Annotated in this window: 16 protein-coding genes; 2 read left to right on the top strand and 14 right to left on the bottom strand. The window is 49.5% G+C overall.

The window, feature by feature from the left end; translation table 11 throughout:
* Positions 1-7: 7 nt before the first annotated feature.
* From LZ463_RS09525 to LZ463_RS09545, 5 genes are all read right to left on the bottom strand, one after another.
* Positions 8-313 (bottom strand): hypothetical protein, encoded by a 306-nt coding sequence (locus LZ463_RS09525; protein WP_241455389.1) that lies wholly within the window; start codon positions 311-313, stop codon positions 8-10.
* Between the two features lie 99 nt (positions 314-412).
* Positions 413-1,954, bottom strand: coding sequence for a SpoVR family protein (locus LZ463_RS09530; protein WP_241455390.1), 1,542 nt, complete (start codon positions 1,952-1,954; stop codon positions 413-415).
* Positions 1,955-1,962: 8 nt separating this feature from the next.
* The gene (locus LZ463_RS09535; protein ID WP_241455391.1) at positions 1,963-3,234 is read right to left on the bottom strand and encodes a YeaH/YhbH family protein; all 1,272 of its coding nucleotides are present in this window, start codon (positions 3,232-3,234) and stop codon (positions 1,963-1,965) included.
* Between the two features lie 71 nt (positions 3,235-3,305).
* Entirely contained in the window at positions 3,306-5,228 is a 1,923-nt protein-coding gene (locus tag LZ463_RS09540) for a PrkA family serine protein kinase (protein ID WP_241455392.1), read from the bottom strand.
* A gap of 349 nt (positions 5,229-5,577) precedes the next feature.
* Positions 5,578-7,794, bottom strand: a complete 2,217-nt coding sequence (locus LZ463_RS09545) for a putative bifunctional diguanylate cyclase/phosphodiesterase (protein WP_241455393.1) — start codon at positions 7,792-7,794, stop codon at positions 5,578-5,580.
* Positions 7,795-8,488: 694 nt separating this feature from the next.
* Between LZ463_RS09545 and LZ463_RS29055 the strand changes: the two genes are divergently transcribed.
* Positions 8,489-8,617 carry a hypothetical protein gene (locus LZ463_RS29055; RefSeq protein ID WP_277624001.1) on the top strand — a complete coding sequence of 43 codons (129 nt, stop codon included), beginning with the start codon at positions 8,489-8,491 and terminating at the stop codon, positions 8,615-8,617.
* A 56-nt stretch (positions 8,618-8,673) separates the two neighbouring features.
* On the opposite strand, the gene LZ463_RS09550 is transcribed toward LZ463_RS29055, so the two are convergent.
* From LZ463_RS09550 to LZ463_RS09565, 4 genes are all read right to left on the bottom strand, one after another.
* Entirely contained in the window at positions 8,674-9,486 is an 813-nt protein-coding gene (locus tag LZ463_RS09550; RefSeq protein ID WP_241455394.1) for an ABC transporter ATP-binding protein, read from the bottom strand.
* 2 nt (positions 9,487-9,488) lie between these two features.
* Positions 9,489-10,400, bottom strand: a complete 912-nt coding sequence (gene ntrB / locus LZ463_RS09555; protein WP_241455395.1) for a nitrate ABC transporter permease — start codon at positions 10,398-10,400, stop codon at positions 9,489-9,491.
* Between the two features lie 9 nt (positions 10,401-10,409).
* Entirely contained in the window at positions 10,410-11,582 is a 1,173-nt protein-coding gene (locus tag LZ463_RS09560) for a CmpA/NrtA family ABC transporter substrate-binding protein (protein ID WP_489686099.1), read from the bottom strand.
* 404 nt (positions 11,583-11,986) lie between these two features.
* Positions 11,987-12,655, bottom strand: a complete 669-nt coding sequence (locus LZ463_RS09565) for an ANTAR domain-containing response regulator (protein WP_241455397.1) — start codon at positions 12,653-12,655, stop codon at positions 11,987-11,989.
* Between the two features lie 134 nt (positions 12,656-12,789).
* Here LZ463_RS09565 and tsaD point away from each other — a divergent pair, with 134 nt between their 5' ends.
* Positions 12,790-13,818 carry a tRNA (adenosine(37)-N6)-threonylcarbamoyltransferase complex transferase subunit TsaD gene (gene tsaD, locus LZ463_RS09570; RefSeq protein WP_241455398.1) on the top strand — a complete coding sequence of 343 codons (1,029 nt, stop codon included), beginning with the start codon at positions 12,790-12,792 and terminating at the stop codon, positions 13,816-13,818.
* Between the two features lie 26 nt (positions 13,819-13,844).
* Here tsaD and LZ463_RS09575 read toward each other — a convergent pair whose 3' ends face one another.
* From LZ463_RS09575 to LZ463_RS09595, 5 genes are all read right to left on the bottom strand, one after another.
* On the bottom strand, positions 13,845-14,309 hold the full coding sequence (locus LZ463_RS09575) for a cache domain-containing protein (RefSeq protein WP_241455399.1): 465 nt from the start codon (positions 14,307-14,309) through the stop codon (positions 13,845-13,847).
* Between the two features lie 95 nt (positions 14,310-14,404).
* Entirely contained in the window at positions 14,405-15,034 is a 630-nt protein-coding gene (plsY, locus tag LZ463_RS09580) for a glycerol-3-phosphate 1-O-acyltransferase PlsY (RefSeq protein ID WP_241455400.1), read from the bottom strand.
* 103 nt (positions 15,035-15,137) lie between these two features.
* Positions 15,138-15,632 carry a Cys-tRNA(Pro) deacylase gene (gene ybaK / locus LZ463_RS09585; protein WP_489686100.1) on the bottom strand — a complete coding sequence of 165 codons (495 nt, stop codon included), beginning with the start codon at positions 15,630-15,632 and terminating at the stop codon, positions 15,138-15,140.
* A 170-nt stretch (positions 15,633-15,802) separates the two neighbouring features.
* Entirely contained in the window at positions 15,803-17,800 is a 1,998-nt protein-coding gene (locus LZ463_RS09590) for a S9 family peptidase (protein WP_241455402.1), read from the bottom strand.
* A gap of 121 nt (positions 17,801-17,921) precedes the next feature.
* Positions 17,922-20,675 (bottom strand): TonB-dependent receptor, encoded by a 2,754-nt coding sequence (locus LZ463_RS09595; protein WP_241455403.1) that lies wholly within the window; start codon positions 20,673-20,675, stop codon positions 17,922-17,924.
* Positions 20,676-20,828: the final 153 nt, after the last annotated feature.

Here is a 20,828-nt window from a genome sequence, read left to right on the forward strand (position 1 = left end):
AACTGACTTATTCAGCGTTAGAGATGGCTTCGTTGAGCATCAGTGCATGTTCAACCAGTTCTGTTTCATCACCAATACGGCTATTCCAGGCGCGCACAAAATAATTTTTTTCTGCTATCGTTGGCGCCACGTACCAGATCACCATCAGAGTACCCTTATGATCATGTATCTTGGCCAGTTTGGTAATGCATTCAGTATTGCCATCGACGTCAGCCAGACCCATTGCATAGCCATACACCCGACTCAGGCGCTCAATGCGGTCTGGTTCGGTTTCACTATTGGTGGCAGAAATTTTCGGGTGGTCCAGATACATGGTGCGGTCTCCGTGTCTGATGGTGGCACTTCATTCTAACGTAAGGCCCAGCCTGTCGCCATCGGCATTTGCCGACATGACACAAGGACAGGTAAAAACTCATGGTCTGTTGCGTTTTTCCCATTTGCATTCTTGCTTGGCAAGAACTTTACCATCGGGATCTACGGTTTCAAGATACACATCAAAACCCCATAAACGGGCAACATGCTTGAGCATCTCACCCGTCTGCACATTGAGGGGTCTGCGTAAATACTGAGAATGACGCAGAGTCAGCGCCCTGTCCCCTTGCATGTCCACAGACCAGACTTGGATATTGGGCTCACGATTGCCAAGATTATATTGCCCCGCCAGTTTTTCACGCAGATAGCGATAGCCATGCTCATCATGAATGGCTGAAATCAGCAATTTGTCCTTGCTGTCATCATCCAGTATGGAAAAGAAATGAAAATCACGCATCAGTTTCGGTGAAAGATATTGGGCAATGAAACTTTCATCCTTGAAATTGCGCATGGCAAATTGCAAGGTCTTTTGCCAGTCAGAACCGGCAAAGTCAGGGAACCATTCACGGTCTTCCTCAGTAGGATTTTCGCATATACGGCGTATGTCGCGCATCATGGCAAAACCCAGTGCATAAGGATTGATACCATTAAAATAGCGGCTGCCTACCGGTGGCTGATAAACCACATTAGTGTGGCTTTGCAAAAATTCCATCATGAAACCTTCGCCCACCACACCTTCTTCGTACAACTGGTGCAGTATGGTGTAATGCCAGAAAGTCGCCCAGCCTTCATTCATCACCTGGGTCTGACGCTGAGGATAAAAATACTGCGATATCTTGCGTATGATACGCACGACTTCGCGTTGCCAGGGTTCAAGCAAGGGTGAATATTTTTCAATGAAGTACAGCAGATTCTCTTGCGGCTCGGGCGGAAAGCGTTGCTTGACCTGACTTTCCGGTGCCTCAACACGCCTGGGTAACGTGCGCCACAAATCATTAACCTGGGACTGAATATACTTTTCCCTGTCTTCCTGGCGTTCACGTTCTTCGGCCAGTGAAATCCTGGCTGGCCGTTTGTACCTGTCCACGCCATAATTCTGCAGAGCATGGCAAGAATCAATAATCAACTCTACTGCTTCCATGCCATAACGCTGTTCGCAGTCTGCCAGGTAATTCTTGGCAAACAACATGTAGTCGATAATCGCCTCGGCATCTGTCCAGGTACGGAACAGGTAATTACCCTTGAAAAAAGAATTATGACCATACGCAGCATGAGCAATCACCAAGGCCTGCATGGTCAGGCTGTTTTCTTCCATCAGGTAACAAATACAGGGATTGGAATTGATCACAATTTCATAGGCCAAACCCATTTGCCCGCGCTTGTAGCTTTTTTCCGTCGACAGGAAGTGTTTACCGAAAGACCAGTGGTTATACGACACTGGCATGCCGACTGAGGCATAGGCATCCATCATCTGCTCGGCAGTAATGATTTCCAGCTGGTTAGGGTAGGTATCAAGGCCGAATTGCTCGGCAACCCGGCGTATCTCGTCATGAGCTTGTTCGATTAAATCGAAAGTCCATTCTGATTGCTCGGGCAAGGCATTCGGATGTTTTTTTCTGGGGCTGACATGGTCGGTTTCCATGGAGGACCTCATTTTGGCTGCTTCTTGAACAGTTCCCTAAAAACCGGGTAAATATCGGCCGGTGTTTCTATTTTTTGCATCGCAAAATGGGCGTGATGCGCAGCAACCTTTTCATATTCCAGCCACAGGTTTTGCGGCTGACCATCCGTGATCTCGACATAGGCATAATACTGCACCATGGGCATGATGGTCGTACTCAGGAGCTGCTTGCAGGTAGCGGAATCATTGTCCCAGTTGTCTCCATCCGACGCCTGGGCTACATAAACATTCCAGTCGCTGGCGGAGTAGCGTTCACGTATCACTTGCGACAGCAGATTCAATGCAGAAGACACGATGGTGCCACCAGACTCACGTGAATGGAAAAAAGCGTCCTCATCGACTTCCAGTGCCGTGGTATGGTGACGAATGAAGACCACATCAATTTTCTCATAGGCACGTGTCAGGAACAGATACAGCAAGATGAAAAACCGCTTTGCAGTATCCTTTTTCTGCTCATCCATGGAACCCGATACATCCAGCAGGCAAAACATCACGCACTGACTGGCCGGTTTGGGAATTTTGACGCGATTGCTATACCGTAAATCAAAGGGGTCCAGAAATGGGATGGCAAGCAAGCGCGTACGCAAATGATGGATTTCATGCTTGAGCGTCAGCACCCTGTTATCAGTCGGTCCCGCTCCCGATTCCAGCAAAGCCGTCATTTCAGCTTCAGCTTCTTTCAAGCGACGTGCCGATTTGCCACCGACGGCAATGCGCCGTCCCATGGCGCCACGCAGAGAACGCAGCACATGCAGGCTGGATGCCGTACCTGAGGTCTTGTAACCGGCACGCTGACTCTTGAAGTCCGTGGTCGAGGTCAATTGCGTCTTGACCATATTCGGCAATTCCAGGTCTTCAAAGAAGTAGTTCATGAACTCTTCGCGACTCAGCTGGAAGACAAAATCATCTTCCGTACTTTCATCGCTGTTACCGGCCTGCCCTTTGCCACCACCGCCACCGCCGCCCTTGGGCCTGGCAACCTGGTCGCCACGCTGGTATTGTTCATTGCCTGGCTGCACCCCCTCCCAGACACCACCCTGGGCATGGCCAAAAGTGGGCTCGTTTACATCCTTGACGGGAATCGATACCTTTTCACCGCTTTCTATATCGGTGATGGAGCGGCCTTTGACAGCACGCGCAACCGCATCCTTGATCTGCCCTTTATAACGACGCAAGAAGCGTTCACGATTTGGTGCAGACTTGTTTTTCCCCTGGACACGCCGGTCAATCAGATGAACCAAAATGCTCTCCCGTTTGTCCTGAAAACTTTCACTCTGTTGCTGCTGTTTTCCTGCGATTACTGCAGCGCAGCTTACGAAGATTTTCTTACCCGCAGATACCATTCACATAGCAAGCGAACCTGTTTTGCCGTGTAACCTTTGGCAACCATGCGTTCAACAAATTCCTGGTGCTTGTTGGAATCGTCGACACTGGCCTTGGCATTGAAAGAAATGACAGGCAAGAGTTCTTCGGTATTTGAGAACATTTTTTTCTCTATGACCGTACGCAATTTTTCGTAACTGGTCCAGGTAGGATTTTTGCCAGCATTCTGTGCCCGCGCCCGCAAGACGAAATTGACGATCTCGTTGCGGAAGTCCTTGGGATTCGATATGCCGGCCGGCTTCTCGATTTTTTCCAGTTCATTGTTCAAGGCGTCGCGGTCAAAACTTTCGCCGGTATCCGGATCGCGGAATTCCTGGTCCTGTATCCAGAAGTCGGCAAAGGTCACATAACGATCAAAAATATTCTGGCCATATTCAGAATAGCTTTCCAGATATGCGGTCTGGATTTCCTTGCCGATGAATTCTGCATAGCGCTGTGCCAGGTATTCTTTGACATAGGATACATATTTCTGTTCGGTCTCTGGTGCAAACTGTTCGCGTTCTATCTGCTGCTCAAGCACATACAAAAGATGCACAGGGTTGGCTGCCACCTCGGTATTATCGAAGTTGAACACCTTGGACAGAATCTTGAAAGCAAAGCGCGTGGACAGGCCATTCATGCCTTCGTCAACACCAGCATAATCAGCATATTCCTGACGCGACTTGGCTTTGGGATCAGTGTCCTTGAGGTTCTCACCATCATAGACTTGCATCTTGCTGAAGATGCTGGAATTTTCCGGTTCTTTCAGACGCGATAAAACAGCAAATTGCGCCATCATTTTCAAGGTACCAGGTGCGCAAGGTGCTGCAGCCAGAGATGATGTTCGTACCAGCTTGTCATAGATTTTTATTTCATCACTGACACGCAGGCAATACGGTACTTTGACAATATAAATACGATCAAGAAAAGCTTCATTGTTTTTATTGTTCTTGAAGGCCTTCCATTCAGATTCATTCGAGTGGGCCAGCACGATACCTTCAAATGGTATGGCGCCAAAACCTTCTGTACCCTTGAAATTCCCCTCCTGGGTTGCAGTCAGCAAAGGATGCAGGACCTTGATCGGGGCCTTGAACATTTCCACAAATTCCATCAAACCCTGATTGGCCAGGCACAGGCCGCCGGAATAGCTGTAAGCATCAGGATCGTCCTGAGCATATTCTTCAAGCTTGCGAATATCAACCTTACCGACCAGGGAAGAAATGTCCTGGTTGTTTTCATCACCAGGTTCGGTTTTGGAGACGGCAATCTGCTTCAAGACCGATGGATAACGACGTACCACACGGAACTGGTTGATGTCACCATTGAATTCATGCAGACGTTTGACAGCCCAGGGGCTGGGTATGTTTCTCAGGTAACGGCGTGGTATACCAAAATCTTCTTCAAGCAAGACACCATCTTCTTCTTCGCTGAACAACCCCAGAGGGCATTCATTGACGGGGGAACCCTTGATGCAATAAAAAGGGATTTTTTCCATCAGGGCTTTAAGACGTTCTGCGATGGATGATTTACCACCGCCGACAGGCCCCAGCAGGTACAGGATTTGTTTGCGCTCTTCCAGTCCCTGTGCTGCATGACGGAAATAAGCAACCACCTGTTCTATCACTTCTTCCATGCCATAAAATTCACGGAAAGCCGGATAGATCTTGATCACCTTGTTGGAAAATATGCGGGACAGGCGTGAATCATGTCGCGTATCCACCAGCTCAGGGTCACCGATGGCAGCGAGCATACGTTCAGAAGCACTGGCATAAACCAGCCTGTCTTTTTTACAGAGTTCGAGGTACTCCTGCATGGAATACTCTTCTTCACGTGTACGTTCATACCGCGCGGTGTAGTTGTCAAAGATATTCATCCCGACCTCCTTGGATAAGCAGTCAACTTGCAAATACCGAACCGGTCTGGTGGCCACTAATTGCATTGCCGCCAGCACACTACAACTTTAGTGTAGTTGAAATTATCAAAACGTGCAGCGCAAATTGTTACTCTGTGCAAAATGTTGGGCTTATGCAAAACTCTGTAACATTTTCGCCGCTACCTGTTGCCTATCCCAACGCATGCGTGCTCTTCATCGTTGACAGCAACGCCGTGTATTTGCAGCACTTGTCACAATGCTGGTAAATCTTTTACGCAGATGCACAAATTTCTGCGTATGCAGATTACTTTTGTACAGAAGCGCAAAAGGCAAAGAAGAATGTATTTATTCAGGCGAGCTTGAACTGGAAAGCAGGAGCCTGCTCCCTGGCAGGCATTTCAGCAAGTAATAATTCCATCGCCGAGACCTCGAGCGGTCTGTAATAATAGTAACCCTGGAAGTAATCGCAGCCTATCTCTTTGAGGAAGGATTCCTGCTCCACATTCTCCACACCTTCGGCAACGGTGCGACAAGAGAGGATATTGGCTAGTGAAATGATCGCCTTGATGATCATCTCACTCTTCTGGTTGTGGCCGATCTGTGCGACAAACGAGCGGTCTATTTTGACGCTTTGGGCAGGAAAATGACTGAGTTTGGACAAGGATGAATAGCCAGTACCAAAATCGTCGATGGCGATATTAAAACCACGCGTCTTGAGTTCACCAAGATGATGTATGGTCAGCGCTTCATTGGCAATAAGCCCGGTCTCGGTGATTTCAAATTCTATATATGACGGGGCAATATCATAACGATGACAACTGCTGTCGATCAAATGTAACAAGTCATTACGGGCTATGTCAGTAGCCGACAGATTCAGCGCGATGACCGGGCAATCACCGTAGCGATCCAGCCACTGCCTGATCTGGTAAGAGACCTGGTTCATGACAAAATTGCTGATCAGTCGTATCAAACCCGCGCGTTCCGCAATTGGAATAAATTCTGCCGGCGTCACATTACCCAGATTGGGGGACTCCCAGCGCAACAGTGCTTCGAGGCTGGCGATATTGCCGTCACGATCCACCTTGGGCTGATAGACCATGCGGAACTCATTTTGCTTCAAGCCATTGACGATACCAACTTCGATTTCCACACTGCGGCGTATTTGTTGGGCATCGTCCTCATCAAACAGGGTCACGCTCTGGTCGCTGGAGCGGCGTGCCGTATCGAGTGCAACTTCACTGCGCCGTATCAAGTCATCTGGTTCAGTGTCCTCTGGTCTGACCAGGGCAATGCCAGCAGAAAACTGCACCAGCAGGTTCTCGCCATTGACTTCAAGTTCACGCGGTAAGGTATTCCTGACGCGCTCAACGAGTTTGATGATTTCGCCCGGGGTACGTGACTGCTCAACCACAAACGAAAATACGATGCTGCGCAAACGTGCGCAAAAACAGTTTTTTGGCAAGACCCGCGACAATTCCTCAGCAAAGCGACGTAACAGGATGTCGCCAGTATGTGCGCCGAACTGCTGGTTTGCATGCCGTATGCTGTTGAGTCGAAATGACACCAGGGCGGTTACCTTGTTTTCGTCAATATTGCTCAATATCTCTTGCAGATGACTGCGCAACATGTCGCGATTGGGCAAGTTGGTCAAGGCATCATGACGGCTCAGGTAATCTTCTCGCTCCAGGCTCAGTTGCAGTGCATGATGCATGGAATGCAGACCTGATACATCACGCAGGGCAACGATGTAATGATCGGTCGATGTCTGTGAAATATTCTCGAGCGCGACCAGCTTGCCGTCACGGGTGCGGTAGGCAGACATGCGCATGTTTTCTGATTCGTCGCTGTTCGGGCTTTTCAGACGCACGCTATTGTCCAGCGACAACCAGGCAAACAGGGCCAGATCCTCTTCGTCACCAGAAGCATTGCGCCCCAACAAGCTGTTGGCCTGCTGATTGGCCTGCAAAATCTGGCCACTTGCATCTGTCAATAACAGGGCCGTGCCGGCATTCTGGAATACCTCTTCATATTGCGCATGACTGACTACCAGTTCAGCGCTGGCCTGGCGATAGCGCAAAGCTGACAAATCCAGTTCATGCAAAACCCTGAATACAGCGAGCGGCACACAGGTGTTGAAAAACAGGAATAGCAAGGACTGCACATAAGTATTGCTGGCTGGCAGGGTGACATCAAAGCCAGGCACGGTCAACAAGGGGCGATTCAACAAGAGCAGAAGAAACGGCAGGATATTGAACACCATCAGGCCGATCGCCAGCCGTGTACCAAAAAACAGCCGCGCAATAATGGGGGTTGTATAGATGAAGATATAGCCGAATTTGGCAATATCGTATTGATTGATCAGGCAAACGATGGCAAACGACGACGCGTATACCGTGCCAATAAGAATGGCTGCGCCAGCACGCAAATGACGGGATGAATAGTACAAACCCAGCGACAGCACAAGATAGAAAAAGCCAACTACCCACAACACCTGATAAGCACCAACTGCGAATGCATTCACCGAACTATGAATCGCCACAGCCGCTTCCAGCAAAAAGCCAGACATCAAAATGATACGTAGTGCACTTAATTTCCATGCAGCGTGCTCGGCGGGCGTTAGTGCACTTTCATTAAGAAAAAGCCAGCGAAACATGTCATGTAATCAAAATAAGTAGCTAATAAGCAATTACGATGAAAAAGAATGAAACGCGTCTGCAATGACTGCAAATCATTGCGCGACATTACTCCAAAGCAAACTATTGCCCACACCACGAGTCGTATTTTCGCCAGCAAAATTAACTCACAGCAAGAAATGAAGTAACGCGTCTCATTTCCATTCCAGATCAACAGATTTTAAAAAATCTGTAAATAAATGTTTCCAAAAGGATTATGCATTCTCTCATAGATTTAAATAATTTCCTCACTTCTTGTCACAATTAGCGCCATTAAAAATGAAAACTAATTTTCATTTGGTCAAACAGAGAGATGATTGTGTTTCATATTGTCGGAATTGCCTGAATTGCAAGCATCAATCTGACTACATGAATGAACCTGTCAACTTGACGGGGTATCAAGATGTCCGATTGAGTGTCGTTGAAGACACGGGACAGTGGGAGAAGTAAAACTTGATCATTTCAGGCTCTGGTGAGAAAGCGCAGTCAGTTTTCTGGCGCCACATTCATACTTGTCGCAAACACGCAGCAAACGGTCAAAATCATCGCACGATATCTTAATCGCAACGACACAACAAGTACGTCATCATGGCGCGCACATTGTTCAGCAATCAGACAGATGTGGCGACGCTGAACAGGGCGAGCCGTGGTATATATGCCGCAGACAAATTATCGGCAAGCGACGGGCAGACAAGCTTCCAGGGTCGCCCGGCATGAATTGCTGACAGCATCGCTCGAGCAAGCAAGAGCCATGCTGCATGTTGGTGTGAAATTCAGGCAGCTTCATGAGCAGGATGTGATTGCTTGTGATACAGGAACTCGAGTACTGCTGTACGGTATCTTGCATAATCAGCATCCTGCGCCAGGGTCACACGGTCACGTGGTCTTGCCAGGTCAACTTTCAACACCTCACCGATGGTTGCGGCAGGCCCATTGGTCAGCATGACGATGCGGTCTGACAAAAGTACCGCCTCATCAACGTCATGTGTCACCATGACCACGGTCGACTGGGTCTTGGCAACGATCTTCAGTAGTTCATCCTGCAAGTGCGCGCGCGTCAAGGCGTCAAGTGCACCAAAAGGCTCATCCATTAACAAGACTTTGGGTTCTATTGCAAGAGCGCGGGCAATACCGACGCGCTGCTTCATGCCACCCGATATTTCATTAGGTCGTTTTTTTTCTGCATGGCTCAAGCCCACAAGTGACAAGGCTGCCATGGCGCGTTTCTGCAATTTTGTATTGTTTTCCGTTGCACCGAATACACGTTCGACGGCGAGGAAAACATTTTCATAACAAGTCAGCCATGGCAGTAATGAGTGATTCTGGAACACGACGCCGCGCTCCGGTGAAGGGCCTGCAATTTCCCTGTGTGCACAGAGCAAGGTACCAGACGTGGCATTCGTCAGGCCGGCGATCAGGTTCAGCAAGGTCGATTTACCACAACCAGAATGGCCAATCAAGGTAATGAATTCGCCTTTTTTGACATTGAGGTTGATGTCGCGCAATGCATGAAAACTCCCCTTCCTGGTATTGAATACCATGTCAACCTGATTGATCTCTATGTACTTGTTATCAATTTCATTCATGATCATGCTCCCACATCTTCATAAGTAAAGGCACGTGCAAGCGCCACAAGTATCTGTTCCAGTATCAGGCCCACCATGCCGATCACGACGATGGCAATGATGATGTGCGGCACATTCAGATTATTCCATTCATCCCAGACCCAGAAGCCTATGCCCACACCACCGGTCAGCATCTCCGCCGCGACAATCACCAACCATGCTGTGCCTATCGCGAGACGCACGCCGGTCAGCATGTAAGGCAAGACTGAAGGCAACAGTATCTTGGTAACAATTTTCCATTCAGACAAATTCAGCACGCGTGCCACATTCATATAGTCTTGCGGCACGCGTTGCACACCAATCGCGGTATTGATGATCATGGGCCAGATCGAGCAGATAAAGATGGACCAGATCGCTGCCGGGTGAGCTGACTTGAACACCAGCAGGCCGATAGGCAGCCAGGCCAGGGGCGATACTGGCTTCAACAGACTGATGACAGGATTGAACATACCTGACAAGAATCTGAAGCGACCAATCAGGAAGCCCAGCGGTATGCCAACCACGGCAGCCAGTCCAAAGCCCACAGCAACCCGTTTTAATGAGGCATAGATATTCCAGCCTATGCCTTGATCATTTGGCCCTTTTTGATAGAAGGGGTCAGAAAATACCTTGACCGCTTCCTGCAAAGTGACCCAGGGTGAAGGGAAGCTGGAGTTTTTAACAGCAATGATTTCCCAGATCAATATCAGCAAACTGATACCAAACAGTGGCGGCAGCACCTTCAATAAAAATGGCTTGAACACATATGTTTTCTTAATCGCCGTTTTTTTTACGGCCGGCACCTGCAATGGCTTGATTCCGGCCTGATCAACTTCTGCCACCGTGCTGTTAGTGCTTCCCAGTTCGGGCATTGCCCCGTGTATCAAGGTATTCATCACCGCTCCTCAAGCCTTGATTTTGAAAGAAGCTGCATAGGCAGCCGGATTCTTGCCATCCCACACCATGCCATCCATCAGCTTGCTGCTGCGCATGACATCTTTTGGCACAGCCACTTTGGCCATGGCCGCTGCATCCTTGTACACGTCAATGCGATTGACTGCCTTGGCAACGGCCAGGTAATCCGGGTCTGTCTTGAGCAAACCCCAGCGTTTGTGCTGGGTCAGGAACCACATGCCATCCGACAGGTAAGGAAAATTGACAGCACCATCATTAAAAAATTTCATGTAGTTCGGGTCATCCCAGGTCTTGCCCAGGCCATTCTGGTAACGTCCCAGAATGCGTTGATTAATGACATCGACCGAGGTGTTGACATAAGACTTGTCAGCAATGGTTTCTGCCATTTTTGTCTTGTTCGACAGGGATGCATCTATCCAGCGGCTGGCTTCGAGTATCGCTGCCACCATGGCGCGCGCCGTGTTGGGATATTTCTGCACAAACTCTGCCGTCGCACCCAGCACTTTTTCCGGATGATCTTTCCAGATATCCTGGGTCGTTGCTGCCGTGATACCTATGCCATCAGCAATCGCCCGGTGATTCCAGGGTTCGCCAACACAATAACCATCCATGTTACCAACCCGCATGTTCGCCACCATTTGCGGTGGTGGCACGGTAATCACCTTGGCGTCTTTCATCGGATTGATGCCATGTGCCGCCAGCCAGTAATACAACCACATTGCATGGGTGCCCGTCGGGAAGGTTTGCGCAAAAGTATATTCACGTTTATCTGTCTGCATCAGCCTGGCCAGGCCGGCACCATCAACAGCACCTTTGTCAGCCAGTTTTTTTGACAGCGTGATGGCCTGACCATTATTGTTAAGGGTCATCAGTACCGACATGTCTTTTTTATTGCCGCCCACACCCAGTTGTACACCATAAATCAGGCCGTACAGGACATGGGCTGCATCAAGTTCACCATTGACCAGTTTGTCACGCACACTGGCCCAGGATGACTCTTTGCTGGGGATGATTTTAATACCATATTTCTTGTCAAATCCCAGCACTGAAGCCATCACCACAGAAGCACAGTCCGTCAGCGGGATGAAGCCTATATGAACTTCTTCTTTTTCAGGTTTATCCGAACCTGCTGCCCATACTCCCCCAGTACTCAAGCCCATCATGCCTGCCCCTGCTGCCAATACGGCGCTTTGTAATAAATTGCGACGTTGAAAATTCGGTTCACGATCTGTCTGCTCCGTTAGCTTGTATACATTGCCTTGATTGATAGGTGTTTCCCGGTTCGACATGTCTGCACTCCAGCGTAAAGAAGATGAATCAAAAATGACCTGCAATGAAAAAAGGTGTCAGTCCACACCGGTCAAACCGGGTGAAACAGACACCTTTGTCTAAGATGATCTGACCGCCGTTAGTCAGACTCACACATTCTTTTGCGCCAGCATTGGCACTTAATACCATCTAGCAATTGCCATGCCAGACCAATATTGAATCATTTCGGGGTAGTCAAGCTTCCCTGCGCAGTAAAATCACGCACTCAAATGACGCAATGCACCATTTACATGCAAGATCATCCACCTAATAAATCCGCGACATCCAGCATGCGTTGCGCCAGATCGACGAGCTTGAGGTTTTTTTCCATCGCCTGCTTGCGCATCTTTTGATAAGCCTCGCTTTCAGTCAGGTGATGGCGCTCCATCAGCAAACCCTTGGCGCGCTCGATGGTCTTGCGTTCTTGCAGCTTGGCCTTGGTATCGGATAATTCGCTACGCAATTTCTGGTCAGCATTGAAACGCGCCATCGCCACATCAAGCACAGGCTTGATACGCTCGGCTTGCAAACCGGCGACGACATAAGCGGATACTCCAGCTTCCATCGCTGCAGCCATATTTGTCTGGCTACCGTCTTCAGTAAACAAGACAATCGGGCGTGGTGCGTCACGTGTCAGCATGACCATGTGTTCAAGCACGTCGCGCGAATCAGACTCTGCATCAATGATGATCATGTCGGGCTGCAATTGCGCGATGCGCTCGCTCATGTACATGTCACCGGGGATCACTGCAATGATGTTGTAGCCAGCCTGCAGCAAGCCTATGCGCAGGGCGCGTGATCTGGCCAGTTGCGCTTGTGCATGCTCTTGCAATTCATCTTCGGTCTGGATGACGGTATTCACCACGACAATACGCAAGCTGGGCGTCGCAGTTGTCTTTTCATTAGCAGTATTCGGTTTGCTGCGCATTGATGGGCCATGCCAGATATAATCTCGTCATGCGATCCATAGCAAGATTCGCACCACGATCCGTCCTTTTAATAGTATGAAGACAAGGCTTTGCCTTTATACCAAGCAATTAAGTAAGCAAATAAGAAATTGACATGATAGTTCTCGGCGTTGAATCCTCCTGTGACGAAACCGGTCTGGCTTTGTATGACACAGAACGCGGCTTGCTGGCACATGCCCTGCACTCGCAGATTGCCATGCATCAGGAATATGGCGGTGTTGTGCCTGAACTGGCATCACGTGACCACATACGCCGCGCCCTGCCCCTGCTGACCGAGGTATTAGCCAAGGCAGATCTGGATAAACAAGCCATCGACGCCATCGCCTACACCCAGGGACCTGGCCTGGCCGGCGCCCTGCTGGTCGGTGCCGCTGTTGCCTGCGGTCTGGGCATGGCACTGGACAAGCCGGTACTGGGCGTACATCACCTGGAGGGCCATCTGTTGTCGCCGCTGCTGGCCAGCAAACCGCCGGAATTCCCTTTCATTGCCTTGCTGGTGTCGGGCGGACATACACAATTGATGCGGGTGGATGGCGTCGGCCGTTATCAATTGCTGGGCGAAACCCTGGATGATGCAGCAGGTGAAGCTTTTGACAAGTCGGCCAAATTGCTGGGACTGCCTTACCCCGGTGGCCCGGCCATATCACGCCTGGCAGAGTTTGGTGACCCGGCTGCCTACCAGTTCCCGCGTCCCATGCTGCACTCCAAGGACTTCAACTTTAGTTTTTCGGGTTTGAAAACCGCTGTACTGACCGTAGTCAAAAATCATGCAGCTAATATCTGTGAACAGGACAAGGCAAACATCGCCCGTGGCTTTGTTGACGCTATCGTCGCCGTACTGACAGCAAAATGCAGTACAGCCATGAAAGAGAGTGGTTTGAAACGCCTGGTCATCGCAGGAGGCGTTGGCGCCAATCTGCAATTGCGTGCGTCTTTAAATGCAGCCGCAGCAAAACGGCGCTTTCAGGTGTATTACCCGGAACTGGAATTCTGCACTGACAATGGGGCCATGATTGCCTTTGCAGGTGCCATGCGGCTGATGCGCAACCCTGACCTGGCGACCCGAGATTATGGCTTCAACGTCAGGCCACGCTGGCCACTTCAGGAATTGATTGCAGCCTGAAAACAGGGTAGCCCGGCACCAGCACTCTATTTGTAGATGCCGCAACCAACGATGACGTTCTCGTATTTTTCCACATACATGGATTTGGGCTCTATCTGCTTGGTAGTGGGATTGATAAATTTATAATCCTGCCAACCCTTGCCCTTGGTTTTGACCAACTCTATGCGTTCACGGATGAAGAATTTACCGTCAACATCAGTCAGATCCATCATGTCCTTCCCCACCATCTTGGGGTTCAGGTGGGCCAGGTTTTTGCCATTGACATCATAGACGACAATATATAAGTCCTTGTCCTGGTACTGACCGTCACGTTTATTGATTTCAGCAATGGTGGCGTCGACTCCATGCTTTTTCATCGCATCCAGCGCTTTTTGCACCATCGCCTTGGCTTCGTTGGCGGTTCCGTGCTCGGCGGCAAAAACCGGTAAATTCAGCAGCATCAGTAAGAATGACAACGACGCCAGCCAGGACCTGCCGAATATCATTTTCATTTTTTAACTCCGTCTTTGTAGTTAAAATGATTTGCCATCAAATCAAGCATACTTAACGGAATAAAATTATTCTAGATTTATTTGCAATTTTTAATCTATTTTCTGGCGGCAGCCTGAGCATCAGTCTTTTTGCTGCCAAGGCGACTTTCTTTACCTGCAATCAGATTGGCAATGTTCTGGCTATGACGGTAGACCAGCAAGCCACTCATGATCGCAACTGCAGCCATTTGCACATCTGGCCCGAATAGAAAACCATAATAAAGAGGCGCAAAAATCGCCGCGATCAAAGCCGCCAGCGACGAATAGCGGAAAGCAAACGCTACCATCAACCAGGTTGACAGGGTTGCGACACCCAGCCAGATATCAATACCAATCAGTATGCCTGCGGCGGTAGCCACCCCTTTGCCACCGACAAATTTAAAGAATACCGGCCACAGGTGACCAATAAAGACTGCGAGCGCAACCACGGCGGTACTGGTATCATCCAGTCCGAACTTGCCACCAAAACGGATTACCAGCCACACAGCCAGCCAGCCCTTGAAGGCATCACCAAGCAGCGTCAATATTGCTGCCGCCTTGTTACCGCTACGTAAAACATTGGTAGCGCCAGGGTTTTTTGAACCATAGGTACGCGGGTCAGCCAGACCAAATAATTTACTGACGACAACAGCAAAAGACAGTGAGCCGATCAGGTAAGCAGCAATGGCGGCCAATAGTGTATTCATCTTATTCCTTATCCTTATTTCTTATTCTTCATGGGGAAATTTCCCGCAAGTATATGACAGTCCTGCCATCCGGCAATTGAAATCGTACAATGCGGAAACAGAATCATTCGTCAAGCGCACAATCAACAGCACGCGCATGCAGCAGCGTCACCAGGACTTCAGGCGCAATGCCTATCAGGTAGCCGCGCTGGCCGCCGTTGATGTAAATCTTGCTCAGCTCAAGTATGCTGCGTTCCACATACACGGGCATGATTTTTTTTGTGCCAAACGGGGATGTCCCGCCGACCAGGTAACCGGAATGCTTTTGTGCAATCTCTGGCTTGCAAGGTTCAACCAGCTTGCAGGGAATTTGCCGTGCCAGATTCTTGGTCGAAACTTTTCTGTCTCCGTGCATAAGTACGATCAAGGGTTTGGCTGCTTCATCCTGCATCACCAGGGTCTTGACGACATGGTGCTCATCTACCCCCAGTTCACGTGCAGATACGGCCGTGCCGCCATGCTCTTCATAAGCGTAAGGATGCTCGCTAAACTCAATTTTTTGCTTGCGCAACAACTGTGTCGCCTGGGTGGCTGATACATGCTCTTTTTTGGCCAAAATTACACTCTCAAAAACAGGATTTGCTAACGATACCGCTGCAAATTATAGCGTTCGATTACAAACTTGCATAATTTACGTCCCAATTACGGACAATATCGTGAACAATAAAAAAACCGGCAAGCGAACTTGCCGGTTTCAAATTCAAGCAGATTCAGACATCTGTTCGACTATTATTTTTTAGCCACCGGAGAGTTATCGCCTATATATTTGTCTATGAAGCGCAGAACAGCCTCGCCCCATTTGATGCGATTACTTTCTTTCGCCCAGCCATGCCCCTCACCGGCAAATACCATCCATTCCACGGTATTACCTTGTGCCAGCAGCTTGTCGCGCATTTTTTCACCATGGATCAAGGGTACGCGTACGTCTTCACTACCATAAGCCATCAGTACCGGGGCCTTGATCTTGCTGGCGTTTTCTATCGCCGACACTTTATGAAAATAGGCATCGTCAGTTTTTGGGTCACCATGCATTTTTGCACCCATATTATCCATGTACGGGCCTGACATATCTGACCAGTTAACAGTGAATAACATTTTGACGTCAGTCACGCCCACCCAGTTGACGCCGCACTTGTACAAATCCGGGTCTTTCACCAGGCCGTACATCGTTGCATAGCCACCGTAACTGGCGCCAATGATGCAAACACGGTTTTTATCAACGATACCTTTTTTGACCAGGTCTTCGATACCGTCGGTAATATCATCCTGCATGGACAGGCCCCATTGCTTCCAGCCCGCCGTATGATGCTTCCAGCCAAAGCCGGTAGACATACGGAACTGCGGCTGGAGGACGGCATAGCCACGTGAAGCAAGTGTTTGTGTCATCGGGTCGAAGCCATAGCCGTCACGAGCATGTGGGCCGCCATGGACATAGGCAACCAGAGGGAGATTCTTTGCCGGCACACCTTCCGGTAAAGTCAGGTATGCCGGAATATTCAAGCCATCACGAGCCTGGTAATTAATGACTTTTTGAGCAGATAGTTTTTTGCCTTCCAGTTCTGGTTTGGACACATAGACTGGCTCAAGTGCTTTCTTTTCTGTGTCGTAAAAATAGACCGAGCCTGGGTTATTATCGCCGTAAACAAAGGCAACAACATTTTTTCCGCTCCACTGAAAAGACACATGCTGCCCCGGAAAACTGGCGCTCAGCGTCGCATTCATGCGAGCATAGTCTTCGTCAAAATAAATATTCTCCGGCAGCATGGCTTCTACTGGTACACCAACCAGTTTCTTGCGCTGTAAATCCATGCGAAGATCATTCAGATCAGCAACAGGGTGATCGGCTACCATTTCACCAACTGTCTGCTTCGCAAAATCCCAGATATAGACTGCAGATTTGTCTGCCCCATTGAAGCGGCCAGCTACCAGCAAGGTCTTGTTATCGAAGTCAAAGCCAAGCGGATACATTTCCTTGCCTTCGTCCAGATACGCCTGATGTATCACCTTCCAGGGTGCAGCCTCACCTTCGCGATAATATACGACTTGTTTAATACGCTTATTCGCTGGGTCGACATCATTTGAAATGCCAGCACGTATCACGTTATTGTGGTCAAGCAGCCAACTACCAATTTTACCTGGATTGTCAAACGTCAGAAGTTTGGTCTTGCCACTGACGGTATCAAGACGCAGTACATCGGATGCCCCGAGCTTGGCATCCCTGCCACGCGAATTATTGGCCACGATCAGGTCATTGCTGGTAGCGTCAACACGACTCAGCACCGCATACGGTTTATAGGTAATATTCCCGGCCTTTGCTTCCTTGATTGTCGGAACCAGTTTGCGGAAAGAAGACCCGTCAATATTGACGGCGAACAAGCCACCACCATCATTGTCTTCCATCACAACATCACTGCCACGACTCAAACTGAATACCAGGCGCTGGTTGTTGACCCATTGTGGGCTAACGATATCCCAGTCTATATCTGCTGCGATCACTTTTGGCTGACGTGAATCCAGGCGGATGACAGCCAGTGCATATCGCCCGTTCTTTGGCACCAGCACAGCCATGCTTTGTCCGTCCGGAGACAATACCGGACGGCCGCCGAATTGTGGTTTTTTAAAAAAATCTGCGACAGGAATGGATTTGTCTGCATGGGCAGGCAAGCTGACTACGCCCGCGGCACATAACAGTCCCACCAGGACTGCTTTGCTGAATTGTTTCTTCATGTTCTTATCTCCCTCTGAAGAATTGATATTCTTACTTCATGATTTAATTTGCCGGCACAACCGGCGAATAAAAAAATAAGTGCCGGAATCAGGGATTCCGGCACTTATTCAATTCATGGAATTACTTGAACTTGTAATCCACTGTGAACTGGAAGTAACGACCAACAACATCATGCAGACTGGTGATGGCAGGAATAGCCTGAGTAGAAGTTGCGCTTGGTGCAAAAGGAGGCATACGGTCAAATACGTTCCTGATTGCGAAGCTCAGTTTCAAGTCTTTCATCAGGCCAGAGTAGCTGCCACCCAGGTTGAACGTTGTGAAGGAAGGAATGTCCTTGCACAGTGCCGGATAACCCTGGGTTTCAAACACACATGGCTGTGTGAAATCACCGTTGGAAGACATATGGCCGATATGGACTGCATCCAGCGATGCTTTCCATGCAGCTTTTTCCCAGGTGATACCCGCTGTCGCCTGTACTCGCGGTTGATTGCGTGAGCCAGCGTATTCAATCAGGTCAGCCTCTGGCGAAGGGGCAGATTTGTAAGAGTGGTTATAAGTCACTTTCACGTTTGGATTGATACGGCCATATTCGCCGAGGTTGAACTTGGCGTTCACATCCAGATCCACGCCGCGTACTTGTGTTACGGCGACATTCGTCAGCAACAAGCGCAGGTTGGTGATTTCACCGGCAGTCGCACCAGCAGCCTTGTCAGCAGCAGTCAGAGGATCACGTGTGATGATGGCAGCAGGGTTCCCGGCATAGCGGCCAGGATTTGCCAGAACTGTCTGCAGATCGAAAGTCGAGATTTCATCCTTGCGCTTGATCTGCCAGAAATCCAGGCTTGCATTGAGCCATGAAGTTGGTTCCCAGACAATACCCAGGGTAAAGCTGTCTGCTGTTTCTGGCTTCAGCGCAGGGTTGGAGCCGCTTTCATATGCACTGCTCCATTGGCAACCATTGGTGAACTTGTCGTTGCAACGCTCTGGATCACGATAGGACAGGAATGCCTTGAGGATCTGCGTAGAGTTTTCCACCAGTGTCGGTGCGCGGAAACCAGTCGCGTAAGTACCACGGACCATAATGGATGGATCAACATTCCATTTCAGGCCGACTTTTGGTGTCGTGGAACTGCCATAGTCAGAGTAACGGTCGTAACGGACTGCCAGTTGACCTTCCAGGGTCTTGAGCAATGGCGCAGACAATTCAGCATAAGTCGAAGCGATGTTGCGGCCACGCTCATAACCTGGCTGAGCTTGTGCGCGGTGATACAGAGCGCCGTCAACTGACAACTGGGAAGGATTGACCGACAGTGTTTCACGACGAGCTTCTACGCCAACCGCGATGGACAAAGGACCAGCTGGCAATTGCATCAACTCGCCAGAGACTTTGCCATCCCACAGATACATGCCCGATTTGAAGCTGTCTGCTGAATCAGTAACGATTTTTTTATACAGATCAGCATTTTGTGCAGAAGAACCGAACAGGAAGGTACCATTTTTATAGGCCTCAATGAATGGTGCTGCCAGGATACCGGCCGTTGCCTTGGATTCAACCTTGCTGGTGTTGTACATCAGCGCAGATTCCCAGTCCCATTTGGAATAAGTGCCCTTGATACCTGCCAGATAGCGACCAAAGTCGGTTGTATTTTCCAGGCCCTGACCTGGGAAATCACGCAAGGAAGCGCGAACACGTACCGAACCGTTACCACCAGCCAGCGTTTTACCTGTGACCGGATCAATCAGCTCTTTAGGGTATTGTGGATGCGTGATAGGCAGAGCTGGTGTGTCCAGGCCATTCTGACCAGCAAACCAGTGTGGCAAGCCTGTGACCGAGGCTTTGTTCTGGTTGTACATGATTTCAGCAAATACGCTGGTGTCAGCATTGAGCTGCCAGGTACCGCGGCTGACCAGACCTACGCGGTCTGTTTTGCCGCCAGAATTGACGGTCGCATCTTTCAGGTCATCAAATACGCAGGCTGTACCCTGAGTACCGGCACCAAAGAAGGTGTCAGCGGAGACCAGGCGGTCTGCCGGGCAGTTTTTGTCCAGGGAACGGGAAACAAATTTACCTGTAGCTTTATCTGTCCAGTAAATGTTGCCAGGGAAGGTATACAGAGAACGATTGTCCTTGTAGCCATAAGGACGCAGGTCTTCCGTACTCAGGTAGTCATCACGCTTGCTGATGAACATCGGTTTGCGTTGACGGATATCAAGCGTTGCATACACGTTATAGTGGTCTTCAACCAGGCTACCAAAACCATAGCTCATGGTCGTACGGACTTGTTCGCCGTCATGTTTTTGCGACTGGGCGATCGAACCACTGATTTCAGCCCCCTGGAAGCTGTCACGCAGGATGATGTTGACAACACCGGCCATCGCTTCAGAACCATAGATAGCGGATGCGCCGTCTTTCAAGACTTCAATACGTTCAACTGCACCAACCGGTACTGAGTTCAAATCCACAAATGTGGTCTGGTATTCCGGTTGTGCGTAAGCAGCCAGGCGGCGGCCATTGATCAGCACCAGGGTTGCCTGGCTACCGATGCCGCGCAAGTTCAGACCAGAAGCGCCCGCTGTAAAACCATTGGTACGGTTTTCATCAATACCACCCTGGTTCGCAGAGATGGTTTTCAGCACTTCGGTCAATGAGGTAGCACCGCCACGTACCAGTTCGTCACGGGTAATGACCTGGACTGGTGAGGCTGTTTCATAATTGATACGTTTAATTTTGGAACCTGTCACTTCCACCTTCTGGATTTGCTTCTCAGCTTTTTTCTCATCCTCTTGCGACGTGGTTACTTGCGCTAATGCTCCAGTGGCTATGGAAAACAAGCCTATGCTGGACAAAGCAAATGCGAGACGACTCAGCTTCATGAATTACCTTTCTGTTTTAATTTTTCAATGCAAGCGCTTACTTCCCTATACGAACCTTATGTGCACCATTTTGAGCAAATTTTATTTGGATAAGTTACTCCAGCCTTCAGAGAAAGCTGGCAATCTCCACACTTCGCCAGATAATTTCGCTTA

This window comes from Undibacterium paludis (assembly GCF_022568815.1).
GTDB lineage: Bacteria > Pseudomonadota > Gammaproteobacteria > Burkholderiales > Burkholderiaceae_D > Undibacterium.